This is a genomic window from Nonomuraea jiangxiensis (assembly GCF_900099965.1).
GTDB classification, from domain to species: Bacteria; Actinomycetota; Actinomycetes; order Streptosporangiales; family Streptosporangiaceae; genus Nonomuraea; species Nonomuraea jiangxiensis.
Window position 1 is genome coordinate 1 of the sequence record NZ_FNDJ01000031.1, and the last position, 18276, is coordinate 18276.

Annotated in this window: 10 protein-coding genes and 1 pseudogene; 7 read left to right on the forward strand and 4 right to left on the reverse strand. The window is 70.6% G+C overall.

Annotated features, from left to right (window positions below; translation table 11 throughout):
- Positions 1–21: 21 nt before the first annotated feature.
- Positions 22–968: pseudogene (locus BLS95_RS44075) on the reverse strand (IS5 family transposase).
- 147 nt (positions 969–1115) lie between these two features.
- Between BLS95_RS44075 and BLS95_RS44080 the strand changes: the two are divergent.
- Positions 1116–1598, forward strand: coding sequence for a VOC family protein (locus tag BLS95_RS44080; RefSeq protein WP_090945578.1), 483 nt, complete (start codon positions 1116–1118; stop codon positions 1596–1598).
- Here the strand turns inward: BLS95_RS44080 and BLS95_RS44085 are convergent.
- Positions 1595–3751: an NACHT domain-containing protein gene (locus BLS95_RS44085; RefSeq protein ID WP_176993710.1), complete on the reverse strand. Its 2157-nt coding sequence runs from the start codon at positions 3749–3751 to the stop codon at positions 1595–1597. The genes BLS95_RS44080 and BLS95_RS44085 overlap by 4 nt on opposite strands.
- 359 nt (positions 3752–4110) lie before the next feature.
- Here BLS95_RS44085 and BLS95_RS44090 point away from each other — a divergent pair, with 359 nt between their 5' ends.
- The gene (locus tag BLS95_RS44090) at positions 4111–6066 is read left to right on the forward strand and encodes a peptidase M6 (RefSeq protein ID WP_245765665.1); all 1956 of its coding nucleotides are present in this window, start codon (positions 4111–4113) and stop codon (positions 6064–6066) included.
- Positions 6067–6425: 359 nt separating this feature from the next.
- Here BLS95_RS44090 and BLS95_RS44095 read toward each other — a convergent pair whose 3' ends face one another.
- On the reverse strand, positions 6426–8957 hold the full coding sequence (locus tag BLS95_RS44095; RefSeq protein ID WP_090945580.1) for a hypothetical protein: 2532 nt from the start codon (positions 8955–8957) through the stop codon (positions 6426–6428).
- Between the two features lie 294 nt (positions 8958–9251).
- Between BLS95_RS44095 and BLS95_RS56300 the strand changes: the two genes are divergently transcribed.
- Entirely contained in the window at positions 9252–9392 is a 141-nt protein-coding gene (locus BLS95_RS56300) for a hypothetical protein (RefSeq protein WP_176993711.1), read from the forward strand.
- 49 nt (positions 9393–9441) lie between these two features.
- On the opposite strand, the gene BLS95_RS44100 is transcribed toward BLS95_RS56300, so the two are convergent.
- A complete protein-coding gene (locus BLS95_RS44100) occupies positions 9442–12507 on the reverse strand; it encodes an AfsR/SARP family transcriptional regulator (RefSeq protein WP_090945581.1) in 3066 nt (1021 codons plus the stop codon).
- A gap of 145 nt (positions 12508–12652) precedes the next feature.
- On the opposite strand from BLS95_RS44100, the gene BLS95_RS44105 reads away from it, so the two are divergent.
- The 4 genes from BLS95_RS44105 (at position 12653) to BLS95_RS44120 (ending at position 18023) form a co-directional block, all read left to right on the forward strand.
- Positions 12653–13549: an NAD(P)-dependent oxidoreductase gene (locus tag BLS95_RS44105; RefSeq protein WP_090945582.1), complete on the forward strand. Its 897-nt coding sequence runs from the start codon at positions 12653–12655 to the stop codon at positions 13547–13549.
- A complete protein-coding gene (locus BLS95_RS44110) occupies positions 13542–14435 on the forward strand; it encodes an NAD(P)-dependent oxidoreductase (protein ID WP_090945583.1) in 894 nt (297 codons plus the stop codon). The genes BLS95_RS44105 and BLS95_RS44110 overlap by 8 nt, the downstream gene beginning before the upstream one ends.
- 138 nt (positions 14436–14573) lie before the next feature.
- On the forward strand, positions 14574–16040 hold the full coding sequence (locus BLS95_RS44115) for an endonuclease/exonuclease/phosphatase family protein (RefSeq protein WP_090945584.1): 1467 nt from the start codon (positions 14574–14576) through the stop codon (positions 16038–16040).
- A gap of 18 nt (positions 16041–16058) precedes the next feature.
- Positions 16059–18023, forward strand: a complete 1965-nt coding sequence (locus BLS95_RS44120; protein ID WP_090945585.1) for a phosphocholine-specific phospholipase C — start codon at positions 16059–16061, stop codon at positions 18021–18023.
- Positions 18024–18276 lie beyond the last annotated feature (253 nt).

The window sequence follows — 18276 nt, forward strand, 5'->3', positions numbered from 1 at the left end:
ACCTAAGAGCTGTTTCTTGGATCAGGTTCGGAGCCAGATGACCAACGCGGCCAGGGTGACGGTGCCAAGGAAGATGTAGGCGCGCTTGTCGTAACGCGTGGCCACGGCCCGGAAGTTCTTCAGCCGATTGATCGCCCGTTCGACGACGTTGCGCGCCTTGTAGCGTTCGGCGTCAAAGCCGGTGGGCCGACCCCCTGCCGAGCCGCGTCGGCGGCGGTGGGCGCGTTGATCGCGTGGTTCGGGGATGGTGTGGCGGATCTTGCGGCGGCGCAGGTGGACGCGGTTGGCGCGGGAGGAGTAGGCCTTGTCCGCGGCCAGGCTGTCGGGCCGGGTACGCGGACGTCCCGGCCCCAGCCGAGGCACCCGGATGGCGCCCAGCACTCGCCGGAACTGCGGGCTGTCGCCATACTGGCCCGGCGTCAGCACCAGCGACAACACCCGGCAGCGGCCATCCGCGGACAGATGGATCTTGGTGGTGAACCCGCCACGGGAACGGCCTAAGCACTCCCCAGTCTGACCACCTCCGCCAGCCGGGCGGCCAGCCTGGCCAGCACCGGATCGCCCCGCTTTGTCCCGGCGGCATCCCCCCTTTTGCCGCCCCCGGATGCAGGAGGTGCAGGGGGCGGTGTGCGAGGCGCGCCGGCGGCATGCTGATGCGCCCTCACCGTGGTGGAGTCCACGGAGATATTCCAGTCCACCCGCCCCTCGGCGTCCTGCTCGACCTGGATCGCGGTCAGCAGCATCTGCCAGGTGCCATCGGCCGACCAGCGGCGATGCCGCTTGTAGACCGTGATCCACGGACCGAACCGTTCGGGCAGGTCCCGCCACGGCAGTCCGGTGCGGGCCCGGTACAACACGCCGTCGATCGTTCTGCGGTGGTCATTCCATCGCCCGCCCCGCTGACCGCCCTCGGGTAGCAACGGTTCGAGCCGCTCCCACTCTGCGTTGGTTAAGTCTCCTCGCCCCATACGCCCATCGTGACGATTCAACCACGATCAGTCAGCAGATCTAAGAAACAGCTCTTAGTCCCGCCGTTGATCGCGCATGATGGAGACGGAGTGGTGCTCAGCCACCTCCCTCTCGTTGCCGCCCAACTCTGCTGAAGGGGATTTGCCATGATTGCGAACGAGCACCCGGACCCCATCGTCGTGCGCCAGCTCCGCCTGGTCGTCGAGGCGGAGGACTACGAGGCCGCGCTTGCGTTCTACCGGGACGCCCTGGGGTTGCCCGAGCAAGCCGCCTTCTCCAGTGGAGACGGTGCCAGGGTGGTGATCCTCGAAGCCGGCCGGGCGACCTTGGAAATCGCCAACCCGGCACAGAAGCGGATGATCGACGAGGTGGAGGTCGGCCGCCCGGTGGCGCCCAAGATCCGGGTGGCGTTCGAGGTGGACGACGCCCGCGCCGCCAGCGAACGGCTGGTCTCCGCAGGCGCCGAACAGGTGGCGCCGCCCACCACCACGCCCTGGCAGTCGCTCAACGCCCGCCTGAACGCGCCCGCCGGCCTGCACATCACCGTCTTCCAGGAACTGCTCAGCAAGGAAGACCGCATCGAACTCGACGGTTTCTCGACCGAGCAGCATTCAGAAAACCCATCCTAGGAGCGATCGTCAGGGCTGGGAGAGCGTCTGTAGGCGGTGGCGAGGTGATCGTGAAGCTCGGCGTGCCGGAACTGGTAGATCGGCCCCACGGCGCGGAGCAGTCCCAGCCGATGTGCCTCGTCCAGAAAGCTCATGAGCCGCCACGGCAGCCGTCCTCGGATCGCCAATGCGCCTGTCACGACGCGGCAGGCGAGCCAGGCATGGTGACGCCCGAGCACCAGACCGAGCGCGAGCCCGGCCGTGAGTCCCAGTCCTGACACCAGCACGCCTTCGTCCACCTGGCCCTGCCCGGTCACGAGCACCGCCGCGAGCCAGGTCGCGAAGCCGACCACCAGGCCGAGCACGAGGCCGGCGATGCTCCGGAGCAGGGTGAGCGTCCTGTCGGCCCGCCAACTGGAACGCGGGGTGCTGACCGCGGTCAGGGTGGGCTGCTCCGCCCACTGGATGAGCGCTTGTACGGCTCCCACCCCCAGCCAGTACGTGAGCGCGGCCGTAAGCCCGGCCGCCAGTCGTTCGTTCACCGGCCCACCGGCCAGCCAGATCTGCACCCAGGCGGCGATGCCGATCAGCGCGCCCAGTGCCGGCCTCGTCATGAGCCCCGTACCGACGCTTGCCCTGATGGCACGCCGGAGGACGCCGATCCGGCCGCGCAGACGGAGGTCGGCATGGCCGGGAGTTTCCTGGAACCAGGAGCCCGCCGTGCGCCCGATCGCCAACCCGGCCACCGACCAGAGGAAGAGCGAGGCGGCGATCCAGGGCACCGTCTTGAAATCCAGCTCCAGGCCGAGCAGGCCCACCAGCCCGACCGGCAGCCCCACCACCACGCCGCTCGCGACCCTGGCCAGCAGCCGCAGCCGCGGGCTGGTCGTGCCTGCGATGCGCCACCAGGCCAGGTCACGGGTGGTGGCCGGATGGAAGTGGTAGGCCAGGTAGGCGAGGTAGCGGCGGGTGGTGTGGGTGTCGAGCCGGTGGCGAGGCCGGAAATGCTCGGCCGGGTCGTCGCTGGGGGGACGGGTGGCGATGAGGGCGGGGATGAGGTGGTCGAGGAGATGGGCACGCAGCGCCGGCGCGTCACCACCCAGCTCTCCCGCCAGCGGCGCCGGATCCGCGCCAGGGATGATGTAGACGCTGCGTATCAGCCACAAGCCCAGTGGCGTGGAGGCGACCTCGGCCAGGCCGGGTGCGGTGCTCCGACGCAGGGCCTTCAAGGCCGGGCTCCAGTCGTGACGGGGCCGGGGAGGCAGGCAGGTCTGTAGATACTCGGTCGCGATCTGCGGCTTCAGCGCCTGCGGGGCGATGACGGCGGTGGCGGTCAGCACATCCCCGGCTTCCTTGAGCGCCACGCCCAGTTCCTCTGTGCGAGAGGTGACGATCATCTGGTCACGATCGGCCAATGACCGGTTCAGCGCTGTCACAACGTTGGCGCGGGCCGCGTCCGGTAGCTCGTCCAGGCCGTCCAGCACCGGAAGGACACGACCGCGTCTGACCAGCGCGGCTGCGACTTCGGGCCCCAGTTCGGCGGCGTTGAGGGCTGGGTAGTCCTGTTCGAGCCGCGCCGCCAGCCAGTCATGGAGCCGAGGGTAGGTCCCGGCATCCCAGGCGGCGAGGGGGAACAGCACCGGCACCGGCTCGTCGGAGGCGCGGGTATCGGCGAGCTCCAGCAGCAGTTGTACTGCCAGCGTGGTCTTTCCCGCTCCTGGCCCGCCGGTGATGACCAGACGCCGGCGCCGTAACCGGCGGAACGCCTTGGCCAGATCGGCGGGCTGGTCGCTGCGGCCGGTGAACGACAGTTTCCCTGAGGCGACGAGCTTGGGGTGATCCATCAGCTCCGCTCTGTCGGTCAGGCGCCAGCGGACCGGGATCGGCGCCGGATCCCCCAGGGACCGCAGCACCACCTCAGTTCGCCACTGCTCGGCCACCAGCCCGGTCAGCACGTCCTCAGCCCTGGCGAGGTCGGCGCTCGCGGGGGGTCGCGGTGGATGGCCGGTCCGGCGCCACCAGGCGATGAGCGGGAGGGTGAGAGCGGGAATCGCCAGCAGGACCGATACGAGCTGGGCGACGTTCGCCGCCTCCTGCAGCCCTCTGGCCTGGAAGACGATCGCGACAATCCCCACGCAGACGGCCAGCAGCACAAGTCCGCCGGCCGCCGCCACACCCCGCCACGCTCGCCCCCGCCGCCTCATCACACCGTCATCATCCGATCACGGTGCATCACTGCGAAGCCCTTACACCGAACCGTGATGACAAGGCCGCGGGCGCACCTCCAGCCCTCATGGCGCGAAGCCGATACAACCGCGAACCGGCGGCGTTCCCGGCTGCTTCAGGCTCTTGAAGCGTTATATGTGACGTTGTACTGTCAGGGCACTCATCAGCCGCCATGCCCAGACGAGAAACCTCTTCGGGGGAACGCATGCGATGCCCGGAAACGAGAGGGTGAGTGGTGCACATGTGGCGACCCAGTCGTAGGAGATCGAAGAGCTTAACCGCGTCGGCGGCGGCGTTGGCCGTGGTCATGGCATGTACGACGGCCACGGGCGCCACCGCCGAGCCCGCCGGCCGCGCGTCCGGTACGGCCCTCGCCGACCCCCTGTTCCAGCCCATCGATCCGCAGGTCTGGCAGGACCAGCAGGACATGACGTGGGCCGACTACCGAGCCGTGCCGGGCGCCGACTGGGCCAACCCGGCGCGGCAGCCGACCGTCCAGAAGCTGCGGATCGCCGTGCTCGCGGTCGACTTCCCCGACCAGCCGTTCGTCATCACCCGGCCCAAGGGCAGCGACCCGTTCGGCAACCCGCAGGTCGATCCCGTCAGGCGCCAGGACGTGGCCAGGTTCTATGCCGACTTCTGGGGCAAGCCCAGCGCGCTGAACCACGGGCACACCGTCAACGAGTACTGGATGGAGCAGACCTCCGGCCGGATCGGCGTCGAGTTCGTCCCCTTCGGCCCCTACCAGGCGCCGCGCCCGCTCTACGAGTACGGGATCAACGACATCGGCCAGGAGGGCGCCGGCTGCCCGAGCGGGCACACCTGCAACGGCCGCCTCGAAGCGGACGTCGACGGGCAGTGGCTGCGGCAGGTCGGGCAGGCGGAGACCCAGAAGTACGACATGGTGCTGCGCGTTTACGCGGGCTACGACGAGACGTCCGTGTGGCAGGAGTTCGGCGAGATGAAGTTCCAGAACAAGGAGGACATCCCCGATGAATGGGGTCCGCCGGACCCCGCCCTGCCGAACTGGGTGCGCGGACGCTACACCGAATGGACCTCCTGGAAGGCCGGCGCCATGCTGTGGGGCAACGCCGGCATCCGGCAGGGCGAGAGCTCCGGCACCATCACCCACGAGATCTCGCACAGGTTCGACATCGGCGACAACAACAACAATCCCTACCGCCAGCCCTACCGCCGGGTCGGCACCGGGCCGTTCGACCTGATGGACCGGGGCTCCTTCAACGGCCCCGGCGGGCCGCACAACCGGTGGCAGGTCCCGGCGACCCAGGGCGCCTCCATGCCGGCCGGCCAGACCCTGCGGGCGAAGCTCAAGCTGAACTTCATCGGCGCCAACCAGGTGCTCAACCTGTCCGGCACAGCGCTCCGGTCCGGCGGCGTCGCCGTGTTCGAGGTCAAGGCCCGCAGCGCCTTGCCCACCACGGGCGAGCTGCAGGGCGTCCTGCTCGACCTGGGCCAGGACCGCACCCCGGCGTGCAACATCAACACCAACCCGCTGTGCTCCGGCCCCGGCTTCACGAACTACTCGCTGGAAGTGGTCCAGCGCATCGGCACCGACTCGTTCACCCCTGACAACGGCGTAATGCTGACGAAGAACAAGCCGTTCAGCAACGAGAACGACAGCTGCGGCTACCTCTGCTTCAGCTGGATGATCGACGCCAACCCGCAGGACATCAACATGGTCGACTACAGGAAGCCGAACGGCACCGCCGTCATGCGCTCCATCGGCGACTACCGGCAGCTCAACGACGGCCTCTTCCACGCCGGCACCGACTCGGGCAGCAAGTACGAGTACGTCGACCAGGCCAACCGGCTGCACTTCTACGTCATCGGCAAGCGCACCAACCAGCGCGGCGACCTGTACTACCTGATGGCCGCCCGTTCCCTGGACGGCGCGGGCCCGAGCACCCGCGGTGTCACGCTGTCGGCCGGCACGCTTTCGGGCACGACCTGCCGGTTCGATCTGTCCAACACCGGCCAGTATCGCGCCTCCGGCCAGCCGGCGGCGGTGGCCGCCTACCAGCGCTCGGACGTCTACCGGCTCTCGGCCGTGGTCAGCGGCACCGGCTGGCGCGCCGGGCTGCCGAACGCGCTGGCGACCGCCGCGTTCGGCCAGTCCGTCGCCGTGAACGTGGCCACGGCCGCGGACGCCGGCGCCGCGACGACCGGCACGGTGACGCTGACGGCGAAGTCGGAGAGCGACCCCACCAAGGTGACGACCGCGAGCTGCGCGCTCCGCCGCTGAGCAGTAAGGCGATATCCGCAGGCGCCGCCCGGGATTCCGGGCGGCGCCCGACCGAAAGCCCACGAGGAACCGTTGACAGCCCTGGACCGGCCGGAGGCTCAGGTGGGCGGCACCACCTGGTAGTTCGGAATGCTCGCCGCCTGCTTTTCGCTGAGCCGCTCCCCGTCGTCGGGAATGTCGGTCCGGCAGTGGAAGATCCCCCGGTCGAGAAGCAGGGGCGCCCCTTATCCGGAGAGCCGGCGTCCACCACGAACGCCGGCTGAAGCGAGCGATGACCGCAGCACGCGCATGCCTGCGTGTGGACGGCCGTAGGGTTCTCGGCCTCGGACGTTCCTGTCAAAGGCGATCTTGATCGCTCGCTATGGCTCCTGGGTGCCGGTGACGGTGAAGGTGGGGAACGTCCCGGCGGGCGGGGGCAGCCGGTCGGTCGTGTTGTTCCTGATGAAGCCGAGCCTGAGGCGCGCGCCGGGGGTGAGTCCGAGGCTCGCGAGGGGGATGGCCGCCTCGACGACGGTGTCGTTGCGGGCGAAGGCCGCCTGGCCGAGCGGGGTCCACGACCAGCCCGAGCCGCCGTGGCGGTAGAGGTTGGCGTTCTCCAGCAGGTACTCGGCGCCGGACGGGTTGGTCCAGCCCGTGGCGGCATAACCGGTGGCGGGGTTGGCGTCGGTGTCGAGGAAGAACTGTTCGAGGACGTTGAGGCCGGTGCCGCGGGCGAGGAGGTACAGCTTGACGCCGTCACTGGCGGCAGAGATCGACTGGACGCCGGCGGTTCCGGTCATCAGCGGCGTGATCCCCGCCCAGTCGGCCGCGGAGCCGTCGATGGTGAATCCCGGTACGGGGGTGGGAGTGGGGGTCGGCGTCGGCGTGGGAGTCGGCGTGGGGGTGGGAGTCGGGGGCGGGGTCGGGTTGGCGCCCGGGACGGTGAACTTGACCGACGATCCGCCGAAGTTGGCCACCCTGAACCAGGTCCAGATCTCCCGGCCCGCCGTCGACGCCGGGAACACGTGATCCCTGGCGAACTCCAGCTCCGCCCGTGTCCCCGACTGCACCACCCGTACCGGCCACCCGCGGTTCGCCGGCGAGCCTGGGCTGGAGAATTTGAACGCGTCCCCCTGACCGGCTCCGGCGTGCGGCAGCAGGTACGCCTGGTTGAGCGATTCCAGGTAGACCCGAGCGTCCGGCGAGGTCGGCCACCACGGCTGCCACCCGGAGGGTCCGTCCTGGTCGTAGTCGAAGTAGATCATCTCCTGGGCCAGGCTGAGCGCCTGCTTGGCCTCGACCATCATGAAGAACCGGTCGCCGACGAACCTGGCGAAGACCTTGGTGATGCCCTTGCCGTTGTTCCCGGCCGGGTCGTTGAAGATCGGGGTCTCCGCCGACCACTCGCCGAATGAGCCGTCGGCGACGAAGCCCCCGTACAGGTCGGTCGGGTGCGCCCCCGCCTGGCTCGGCGCGGCGCGGCCCTGGGCGTCCAGCCAGTTCTTGGCGTCGTCGTAGATCGCGGAGTTGAAGTGGTTGGCGCCGCTGACGTCGTATCCGAGGTAGCCGCTGTTCGCCACCACCTCGTTCATCCACTTCTGCGTCCCTGAGGCCGGCACCCGGAAGTCGATGATGACCACGTTGAAGCCGTCGGACGCGTTCGCCTGGGCGTTGACGTAGTCCTTCCAGAAGCCGCCGAAATTGTCCCGGTTGCGGTACGTCGGCGAGCTCCGATTGGTGTTCCAGTTGTCGGCGTATCCGGGGCTGGTGTCGTAGAAGCCCGGGATGTAGGTGTTGTAGTACCAGGACTCGGTGACGAAGACGTTGATCGCGTGCCGGTAGCGGGCGGCGAACTGGGAGGTGCCCTCGTCCGGGTTGAAGTACCAGTAGCCGCGGTTGGCCGCCACCACCTTCGACGGGTCCACCGCCTTGATCTTCTCGACGAGCTCCACCATGCCCTCGGCGGTGAACCCGAAGTTGCCCCGCGGCCCCCACGACACCGACGGCCCCGCGCCGCCGACCGGGTCCGGCGTGTCCACGGTGTCCAGGAACACCCCGTCGTACTCGCCGTCGTGCACGATCTTGTCGACCTGGTACGTGACGAACCGCTGCCACGCCGGGTCGCCGCCGTTGATGTAGCCGCCGCCGTAGGTGCGGTTGACGTCCACGACGCCGTCGCCGTCCTTCCAGTAGCCGCCGTACAGGTAGCGCGTGTCGTTCACCCAGGTGCCCTGCTGGTCGAGGTACCAGGGCATGACGCCCCTGTTCGCCCAGCGCAGCCGCTCACCCCAGGAGGAGTGGTCGGGGGCGATGTCGACGCCCGCGTATCCGGCGTAGTCGTCGCGGTAGCTGCCGTCGGGGGTGGCGCCGCCCTCGACGTTCACGTAGCGTCCGGCGGAGTCGTAGTTCCACGGGTTCGGCCCGTGCAGCGGCCCGGACGGCCCCTGGTATCCGGCGGGCAGCAGGCCGAGCTCGATGCCCTTGGCCACGGTCATGTGCCCGGAGGAGCCGGGGATGATCGTGGGCAGCATCTCGCCCACCGAGAGGTAGCCGAGCACGATCACGTCGTCGGCGCTGCCCAGGACGCCGTCGAGACCGCGCTTGATCTCCTGTACCTGGGAGCTGGTGACGGACTCGAAGAAGAAGTGGTCGGCGGCCACATTGAGCACGCGCAGCGTGGGTTCCAGCACGACCAGGTCGTAGCCCTTGAGCTGGTTGGTCCTGGCCTGGTCGAGCTGGCCGTACCAGAACGCGGTGCGGCTGTTCTGGTTGAGCGTGGGGACCTTGCCGTAGAACGGCGTGCGTCCCAGCTCGAACGGCGCCGCCGCGGTGGCGGCGCCCGCGGGGAGCATGATCATGGCGGCGAGGAGCGCGAGGGTGAGGAGGAGTCTGGACGGGGGCGTGGCATTCATGGCAGCTCGCTTTCGCGGAGCCCGGGTCCGGGTGACTGGGGGGACACGATTAATAATGGAGTCCACGGAAATTAAGTCAAGCCCCCGCCCTGGACCTCCTCCGGCGGCCACTTCCTCCCCTCGCCGATATCAGGGGCTCCGGTGTAAGGCGGGGGGACCCGTTCGCCTCGGCGCGGGCCCGTTGGTTTCACGCCATCCCTATCCCGCGTGACGGCGTGCCGGTGGCCCGTGGGATGGCGACCCGGTTCGCGCTGCCCGACGGCAGCCGCTCACCCGCACCTCACCGAGGCCATCATGCAGCAGCCGCCGTTGCCCGTCAGCTACGGCAGCGCCGCCTACTGGGCGATCCACGCGTTCATCTGGGTCAACGCGGTGCTCACCTTCCGCGCCGACGCCTACGCCGAGTCCTTCCGAAGGCGCAGCGAACACCGTTGACGCCGGCTTCCGTTCTGCGGTCGGCGAGGTCGGCCACCGCACGATCCGCTCACGGCCCGTCGCCGACGCCTGCGGAGAACTCGGCAGCGAACTTCTGTTCACCCAGTGCCGCGAGGACCCTGGCGGTGATGCGATCCACGTCGCCGCGTTCGGCCTCCGGCAGCGGGGCGCCGCAGGCCGAGCGCCCCCGCGCGGCGGCGCCCAGGAGCCGGGCGGCCCGCACCGGTTGCCCCGCGAGGGCGTAAGCGCCGGCGAGGCCCTCCTGAGCGAGGGCGACAGCGCGAGGGTCGCCGCCGTCTCCGGCGACGGCAAGGCCCTGGCGGTGCAGGGCCAGGGCCGCGGAGGCGTCGCCGCGCTGTTCTGCGAGGAAGCCGAGCTCGGTGAGGAGAAGGGCGGGACCGGGGCTGAAGTCGACCTCCCGGTGCCAGGCGAGAGTCCTGCGAAGGTGCTGCTCGGCGAGGTCGAAATCGCCCTCGCGCCGAGCCCCGAGGGCAAGGCCTATCTCGGCATGGATCTCCCCCGCCGCGTAGCCGTGTTCGGAGGCCAGGGCCATCGCCTTCCTGTGGAGATCGGCGGCCCGCGGGAAGTCACCGGCGAGGAGGGCGACCCTGCCCAGCCCGCTGATCCGGTCGGCGGCCTCCGCCCAGAAGCCCAGGTCTTCGGCCAGGTGAAGGCCGTCCTCGTGCAGTTGGGCGGCCCGCGCGTAGTCGCCGGTGATCTCGGCCAGCGCCGCCAGTGGATAGGTGGTCTGCAGTTGTCCCCAGCGGTCCCCGAGCTCCTCCAGAAGCGCGTGTCCTTCCTCGGCGCGCCACTTCAGCGCGGCGAGGTCGCCCCGTAGCAGAGCCTGTACGGCGCGCGTGCTCTGTGCCACCGCGATTCCCCAGCGGTCTCCGGCCGCGCGGAACCCGGTCAGGGCACGGTCCACCAGAGTCTCGCTGCGGACCAGGTCCTCCCCCGCCTTGAGCGAGGCGTAGCCGAGAAACCATTCGGCACGTGCGCGACCTGCCGCGCCGGCCTCCGTCACCTCAGGCGCATGGACCTGACCATCGCCTCCCTTCCCCGCCAGCAGGGCGAATCCCGCCTGCCAGAGCACGGCTTGGGAACGGAGGGCGTGGTGGGTGTCGTCGCTGACGCGCAGGGCTTCCTCCAGCGACCGCAGCGCCTCGGTCAGACGGCCGCGCAGGAACCAGTACCAGGTCGAAGCGAGCACCAGACGCAAGGCCCCCGCCCCGTCCTTCCGTCGTACGGCGCCTTCCAGGGCCGTCCTCAGGTTGGCGCTCTCGTGGTCGAGGCGTGTCAGCCAGTGCCGCTGGTCAGGGCCGTGGAGCCGGGCCGCGGCCCGTTCGGCCAGCTCGGTGTGGTAGTCGTAGTGGCGCTGTTGGAGGACCTCCGCCTCGCCCGCCTCCGCCAGACGTTCCAGCGCGTACGCCGAGATCGACTCAGGCAGCCGATATCGCAGGCCGTCGGCCACGGTGACGACCGAGCGGTCCACCAGCCGGACCAGCGGGTCGAGGACGTCCTGGTCGCCGCCGCACACCGCCTCGGCCGCTTCGAGGGTGCAACCGTCGGTGAAGATCGCCAGCCGGCGCAGGAGCGTCCGCTCGTCATCGCCGAGCAGGTCCCAGCTCCAGTCGATCACGGCCCGGAGCGTTCGGTGGCGCGGTGGCACGCCGCGGTGGCCGCCTGCCAGCAGCCGGAACCTGTCATCCAGCCGGGCGGCCAACTCGTGCACACCCAGCGCGCGGACCCGGGTGGCGGCCAGTTCCAGCGCCAGCGGAATGCGGTCAAGGCGGCGGCAGATCGTCGCGACGGCCTCCGCGTTGTGCCCGGTGACGACGAATCCGGGTGCGGCGGCCGCGGCCCGTACGGCGAACAGGCGCTCGGCGTCGGGTTGCGCCAGCGGTGGCACGGACCACACCGCCTCTCCGGCCAGCCCGAGGGGCTCCCTGCTGGTGGCCAGGACGCTCAGCCCCGGTGCTGCGGCCAGGATCCGGCGTACGACCTCGGCCGCCGCGTCGATGACGTGCTCGCAGTTGTCCAGCAGCAGCAGGAGCCGCCGCGAACGCAACGCGTCCGCCAACCCCGCCGGCGACTCCTCACGGATGCCCAGGGCCGCGCTCAGTTGCTCCCCCACCTCCGTGGATCCGGCGAGCCCGACCATCCGGACACCATCGGCGTACCTGCCGGCCGCCTGACGAGCCGCCTCCTCCGCCAGCCGGGTCTTGCCCACCCCGCCCAGGCCGGTCAGGGTGACCAGCCGGTGGGTGGTGAGCAGGTCGCCTATCTCGGGCACCGCCTCCTTCCTGCCGATCAGCGCGGTGAGCGGAGTCGCGAGGTCACCGCGCCTTCCCTTCCGGGGGCCGGACTCCAGCGCGGCATCGTGGGTGAGGATCGCCTGGTGCAGCGCCGCCAGTTCCGGCCCGGGACTGACGCCGAGCTCCTCGGCCAGCCGGCTCCGTAACTCGGTGTAGGCGGCCAGGGCGTCCGACTGCCGGCCGGCCCGGTAGAGCGCCCGAAGCTGCACGGCGCGCAGTCGCTCTCTCAGCGGATGGCGGGCCACCAGCTCACTCAGCTCCCCGAGCAGTGTGCGGTGCTCACCCAGCTCCAGCCGGGTCTCGGCGAGGGCTTCCAGGGCGGTGAGCCGCTGTTCCGCCAACCGCCCGGCCGCGGTACGCAGCACCTCCATGTCGCCCAGGTCGGCGAAGGCCTCTCCCTTCCACAGGGCCAACGCCTCCGTCAGCAGGTCCGACCTGACGCGCGGGTCCGCGGCTCGGTAGGCGGTGGCGGTCAGGTCGGTGAACCGGCCGGAGTCCACGTCGCCAGGGTCGATCCGCAGCAGATATCCCGGGGGCCTCCACTCCACCAACGTCCCGGCCCCGGGCTCGGCCCGTGCCAGCGCACTACGTAGCCGCGAGACCTTCGTCTGCAGTGCGCCGGCCGGGTTTCCCGGCAGCCTGTCGCCCCACAGCTCGTCCACCAGCCGGTCCGCCGCGACCGTGCGTCCCGCGTGGACGAGCAGGGCGGCCAGCAGATCGCGCACCTTCGCCTCGGGGATCTCGACCTCGTGTCCGGCGGCCGTCCGGGCGGCGAGCGGGCCCAGCACGGAGAAGTACATGACTGGCACGATAACCGGCCGGCCGGCAGCGGCCGTGCGTGACCGACAGCGGGCCGCCGGCGTTCCGACAGCCCCGGACGGCACAGTGCCGATCGCGCCGGAAAATCCGTCCGGCGCGATCGTCCGAAGGAGCAGGAGTCGGCACATGCCGGAGAACGAGAGCCACGAGCGGACCACGGTGTCGGTGATCGGATTGGGACAGCTGGGGACGCGGCTCGCCCAGGCGTTCCTCGCCGCCGGCTACGCCACGACCGTCTGGAACCGCACCGCCGCGAAGACCGACGCGCTCGTCGCCCAGGGCGCCGTCCGTGCGGCGACGGCGGAAGCGGCGCTCTCCGCGAGTCCGCTGATCGTGGTCTGCCTGCCGGACTACACGACCGTGCGGGACCTGCTGGAGCCGATGGCGGAGAGCCTGCGCGGCCAGGTCCTGGCGAACCTCACCTCCGGCACGCCGGAGGAGGCCGTTCAAGCCGCCGGCTGGGTGGCCGGGCACGGCGGGGACTATCTCGACGGCGCCGCCATGAGCGGCACCCGGCTGGTCGGGCGTCCCGAGGCGCTGTTCGTCTTCAGCGGCTCGCAGGAGGCTTTCGCCCTGCACCGGGCGGTGTTGGCCGGCCTGGGCAACTGCGTACATCTCGGCGCTGATCCCGCGCTGGCCCCGATCTATGACACCGCGCTGTTCGGCCTGGCCTGGGGCGCCCTGGCGGGTTTCTACCACGCTGTCGCCCTGGTGGGGGCGGCAGGCGTCGATCCGGGCTCGTTCGCGGCGGTGGCCACGGAGCACATGCCGTTCGTCGCCTCGCTCATGGCCGACCATGCCCGTCAGGTAAAGGACGGCCGCTTCCCTGATGACGACGGCACCGTGGAGGTGCATCGGGCGGCGATGGAGCACCTCGTACGCACCAGCAGGACGCAGGGCATCGGCACCGACGTGCCCGAACTGTTCAAGGCCCTGCTGGAGCGGGCCATGGCCGAGGGCCACGGCCTGAGCGGAATCGCGAGCGTCATCGAGACGATCACGAAGGGCGGCCGGAATGCCTGAGCGGACGAAGCCGGCTGTGGCGGTCCTCGGCCTCGGCCGCATGGGCACGCCGATCGCCTCCGCGTTTCTCGACGCCGGTTACCGGGTGACCGTATGGAACCGCAGCGCCGCGAAGGCCGACCCGCTCGTCGAGCGGGGCGCCGTGCGCGCGGCCGGCGCCGCCGAGGCGGTCGCCGTGGCACCACTGGTGATCACCCCGCTCCTCGACCACGACGCGGTACGGCGAACCCTCGGCCCGGCCGCCACCGCGCTCCCCCGCCGTACGGTCGTCAACCTCGCCAACAGCACCCCCGACCAAGCTCGTGAGCTGGCCGCCTGGGTCACCGGACACGGCGCCGACTATCTCGACGGGGCCATGATGGCCCTCCCCGAGACCGTCGCCACCAAGGCGGCGTTCTTTCTCTACAGTGGCTCCGAACAGGCCTTCACCACCTACCAGGACGAGCTGGACGTGATGGCGTCGGCCCACTACTTCGGCGCCGACCCGGGTTCGGCGGAGATCCACGACCTGGCCCTGCTCGGCACCGGATACGCGGCCCTCACCGGATTCCTGCATGCCGCGGCACTGCTCGCCTCGCTGGGCACCGCCCCCGACGTGTTCGCCCCTCTGGCGGCCCGATGGCTGCACGGGATGGCCGATTTCCTGCCGGAGCTGGCGCGTGAGGCCGGATCGGCGGCGTACGCGGACGGGGTCTCCACGGTCGACCTGAACCGGACCGCCGTCGACAACCTCATCCTCGTCAGCAGGGCCAACGGCGTGGCCGCCGACGTCCATCAACCGCTGAAAGACCTGCTCGACCGGCGGTCGGCCGACGGCCATGGACAGGACAGCTTCTCCAGCGTGTTCGAGCTGCTGATACCACGGGACACCTCCGGAGCCCACTGATCATTCCCTTGGGCACCGGGGATCCGTCACGTGGCGTTCACAAGCTGGAGTGGGAGTAGTGGTTGGTTACGGGCGTTATGTACCGACTTTTCCTTCCTGGGTGCCCCACCGGCGTACCCGGGCGGAGAGGAACCCCACGTGTCCCCCCTCCCGAGCGCCGCTACCGCGGGCAGCGCCATCACCCTCGCCTCACCGACAGCGCCCCATGAGGGCGACCGGCTGACCTTCCACTGGACCACCGACGCCCCCGACCCCACCAACTGGATCGGCATCTACGACGGCGACCGGCAGCCGGGCAACGGCGCCTCGCTGGTGTGGGTCTACACCCCGGGCACCGGCGGCGACACCACCCTCGACACCTCCGGCTTCACCGGCGGCCCCTACACCGCCTACCTGCTGGCGAAGGACGCCTACGGCATCCTCGCCAGGACCGAACCGTTCAGCTTCGTGCCCAGGCCCGTGATCCCGCGCCCGTACGCGGTGGTGGACGCCGTGACCACGGCCGCGCAGACCACCGGCACGGGCTTCACCGTCCGCCTGGGCGGGCTGTGGATCAGGCCGGAGGGCAACCCCGCGGGCAGTGCCACGTTCCGCGCCCTGTCCGGCCCGTCGTGGCTGAAGGTCTCCCCCGACGGCACCGTCACCGGCACCGCCCCGGAGATCCAGCCCCGCGACCCCGGCGTGCTGGTGGTCGACGTGCAGGACAGCGCGGCCGGCCACGACACCATCACCGTTCAGGTGCCGGTACGCAGGACGAAGGACCAGATCCGCTTCAAGGTCGCCACGCTGAACCTGTGGGACGCCGGATCACACGTCGACGACCCCCTGGACAAGCTGCTCCGGCTCGTGCTCACCCAGGGCCTCGACCTGGTCGCGCTCCAGGAGACCGGCGGCACCGCCGCCCGCGCGCTGGCCGAGGCGCTGGGCTGGGAGGTCTACCAGAGCGGCGGCAGCCTGGGCATCGTCAGCCGCTACCGGCTCACCGACCTCGTGGAGCCCACCGCCGACCTGCCCGCCGCGGCCGCCACCGTGCACCTGCCAGGCAACCGGACGGTCCGGGTGTGGACGACCCAGCTCGACGAGGCCGGCTACGGCCCGTACGCGGTGCTGGCCGGCCGTACCCCGGCGCAGGTCGAGGCGGCCGAGCGGCAGACGACACGCTACCGCCAGGCCCAGGCGCTGCTGTCCGCGATGCGCCGCGACCTGGACGGCGAGGTGATCCTGGCGGGCGGCCTCGCCTCCCCCTCTCACCTGGACTGGACGAACCGGACCGCGTCCGCGCACGGCACCACCGGCAGGCTCCGCTGGCCGGTGACCGACGCGCTGGCGGAGGCCGGCCTCACCGACGCCTTCCGCGACGAGCGCCCGAAGCCGGATCGCGACCCTGGCGCCACCTGGTCACCGGTACGGCCCGCGAACGCAGCCGGCGGCCGGGAACCCCAGGACCGCATCGACCAGGTCCAGTACGCCGGCCGGCTGAAGGTCGTGGAGGCCCACAACCTCGCCACCGGCTGGCCGCGTCCCGTGCCGGACACCGCCACGAACGGCTGGCCCTCCGACCACGCCGCGGCCGTCGTCACCTTCTCCCTGTCCGCCCGTAGCTGACCGTCGAAGGAAAAACCCATGACCGAGTTCAGCCGCCGTACCTTCATCGGCGCCACCGCGGCGGCGGGAGCGGCCGCCGCGGTCGTCGGCCTGCCCGACACCGCGCAGGCCGCGAAACGCGGCTCCATCGACGAGGTCAAGCACGTCGTCATCCTCATGCAGGAGAACCGCAGCTTCGACCACTACTTCGGGAACCTGAACGGCGTCCGGGGCTTCGGCGACCGCCAGGCGCTCGTCCTGCCCAACGGCGAGCCGGTGTTCCACCAGCCCGACCGCGGACGCGCCGAGGGCCACCTGCTGCCCTTCCGGATGGACACCACCAAGTACAACGCGCAGAACGCGGGCGGCCTGCCGCACGACTGGAGCTCCGGCCATGTGGCCGTGAACAACGGCGCCATGGACAAGTGGGTCAACGCCAAGGGCGAGCGCACGATGGGGTACTTCACCCGCGAGGACATCCCCTACCAGTACGCGCTGGCCGACGCGTTCACCCTCTGCGACGGCTACTTCTGCTCCTTGAACGGCCCCACCGACCCCAACCGGCTCTACCTGTGGTCGGGCACCGCCGGTCCCGGCCGCGACGGCACGACCGGCCCGTGGACCGACAACACGCCGGTCACCGACAACCCGGTGGCCGACTGGACCACGTACGCCGAGCGCCTGGAGACGGCCGGGGTGAGCTGGCGTGTCTACCACAACCCCAGCAAGGACGAGCGGGAGGGCGACTACGACGACAACGGCCTGTCGTACTTCCGCCAGTTCCACGCCTTCCCCAAGGACGACCCGCGCTACGTCAACGCGATGACGAAGTTCGACCTGACCGCGTTCGACCAGCACTGCAAGGACGGCACCCTGCCCACGGTCTCCTGGCTGGTCGCGCCGTACCTGTTCTGCGAGCACCCCGACGCCAGCCCGGACTACGGCGCGCACTGGGTGAACACGGCCCTGCAGTCGCTGTTCGCCAACCCGGACGTGTGGCGGCACACGGTCTTCCTGGTGATGTACGACGAGAACGACGGCTACTTCGACCACGTGATCCCGCCGATGCCCGAGCCGGGCACGCCGGAGGAGTTCGTCGGGGACAAGCCCATCGGGCTGGGCAGCCGGGTGCCGCTGTTCGTCATCTCGCCCTTCTCCCGCGGCGGCTGGGTCAACTCCCAGGTCTTCGACCACACCTCGGTGCTGCGGTTCCTGGAGCAGGTGACCGGCGTCCAGGAGCCCAACATCTCGGCCTGGCGGCGGGCCGTCTGCGGCGACCTCACGAGCTGCTTCGACTTCGGCAAGCCCGACTACAGCATTCCCGGGCTGCCGGACACGGTGGAGCTGATGGCCAGGGCGGACGCGAACCACTCGCTGCCGCCGGTGCAGGTGCCGAGGTCCGGGGAGCAGCAGATGCCCGTCCCGGAGCAGGGTGACCGGCCGCACCGGCCGCTGCCATACCGGCCGTGGGCCGACGTGACGGTGGACCGCGCCACCGGCGAGGTGACCTGCACCTTCACCAACGACGGCCCGGTCGCCTTCCACTTCACGATGCTGCCCAACATCGTGCTGCCCGCCACCGGTACGCCCTTCACCGTCGCCCCGCGCTCCTCGCGCACATACGTGTGGGACGCCGCGGCCACCGACGGGCGGTACGACTTCAGCGTGTACGGCGCCGACGGGTTCGTACGCCGTTTCGCCGGCACCGTCGTCCGCGATGGCCAGGACGACGTGGCCGTCCCGTCGGTACGGGCGAAGCTGCGCGGCGGCCGTCCGGACAGCGCCTCGATCGAGGTGACCCTGGTCAACGACGGTGAGACGGAGGTCTCCTTCCGGCTCACGCCGAACGACTTCGGCGGCCGGCCGAAGACCGTCTGGGTGAAGCCCGGCGCCCGCGCCGAGGCCACGTGGCCGGTCGAGAACGGCCGCTACGACTTCACCGTCACGGCCGGCACGGGCACCCGCTTCGCCCAGCGCTACGCGGGCACCGTGCACCAGGTCTGAGAGACTGACGGCAAGATTCGGTGTCGGGGTTCGCGTCAGGAGACCGCCGCAGTGCGGTCATCGTTGGGCCGTCCACCCGTGGCCAGGAGCGGGCCCCTGGTCGCTGAGGTGCTGTCTGAGCAGCTCAGCGGCCAGGAGCCCGCACGCCCCCCGCCGAGGATGGCTCCTCGCCTGTCGGGGCTCCCCCGCCCGTCTGCGGCGACCAGGGTGCAGCGCCGCCGCGAGTGACGCGGCGCGGCATCTGGCGCGACTC

Excerpts from the sequence above, each read along its gene's own strand:
- BLS95_RS44100 (WP_090945581.1), bottom strand. The coding sequence starts at position 12,507 with ATGTACTTCTCCGTGCTGGGCCCGCTCGCCGCCCGGACGGCCGCCGGA.
- BLS95_RS44080 (WP_090945578.1), top strand. The coding sequence starts at position 1,116 with ATGATTGCGAACGAGCACCCGGACCCCATCGTCGTGCGCCAGCTCCGC.
- BLS95_RS44120 (WP_090945585.1), top strand. The coding sequence starts at position 16,059 with ATGACCGAGTTCAGCCGCCGTACCTTCATCGGCGCCACCGCGGCGGCG.
- BLS95_RS44105 (WP_090945582.1), top strand. The coding sequence starts at position 12,653 with ATGCCGGAGAACGAGAGCCACGAGCGGACCACGGTGTCGGTGATCGGA.
- BLS95_RS56300 (WP_176993711.1), top strand. The coding sequence starts at position 9,252 with ATGCAGCAGCCGCCGTTGCCCGTCAGCTACGGCAGCGCCGCCTACTGG.
- BLS95_RS44095 (WP_090945580.1), bottom strand. The coding sequence starts at position 8,957 with ATGAATGCCACGCCCCCGTCCAGACTCCTCCTCACCCTCGCGCTCCTC.
- BLS95_RS44090 (WP_245765665.1), top strand. The coding sequence starts at position 4,111 with ATGGCATGTACGACGGCCACGGGCGCCACCGCCGAGCCCGCCGGCCGC.
- BLS95_RS44110 (WP_090945583.1), top strand. The coding sequence starts at position 13,542 with ATGCCTGAGCGGACGAAGCCGGCTGTGGCGGTCCTCGGCCTCGGCCGC.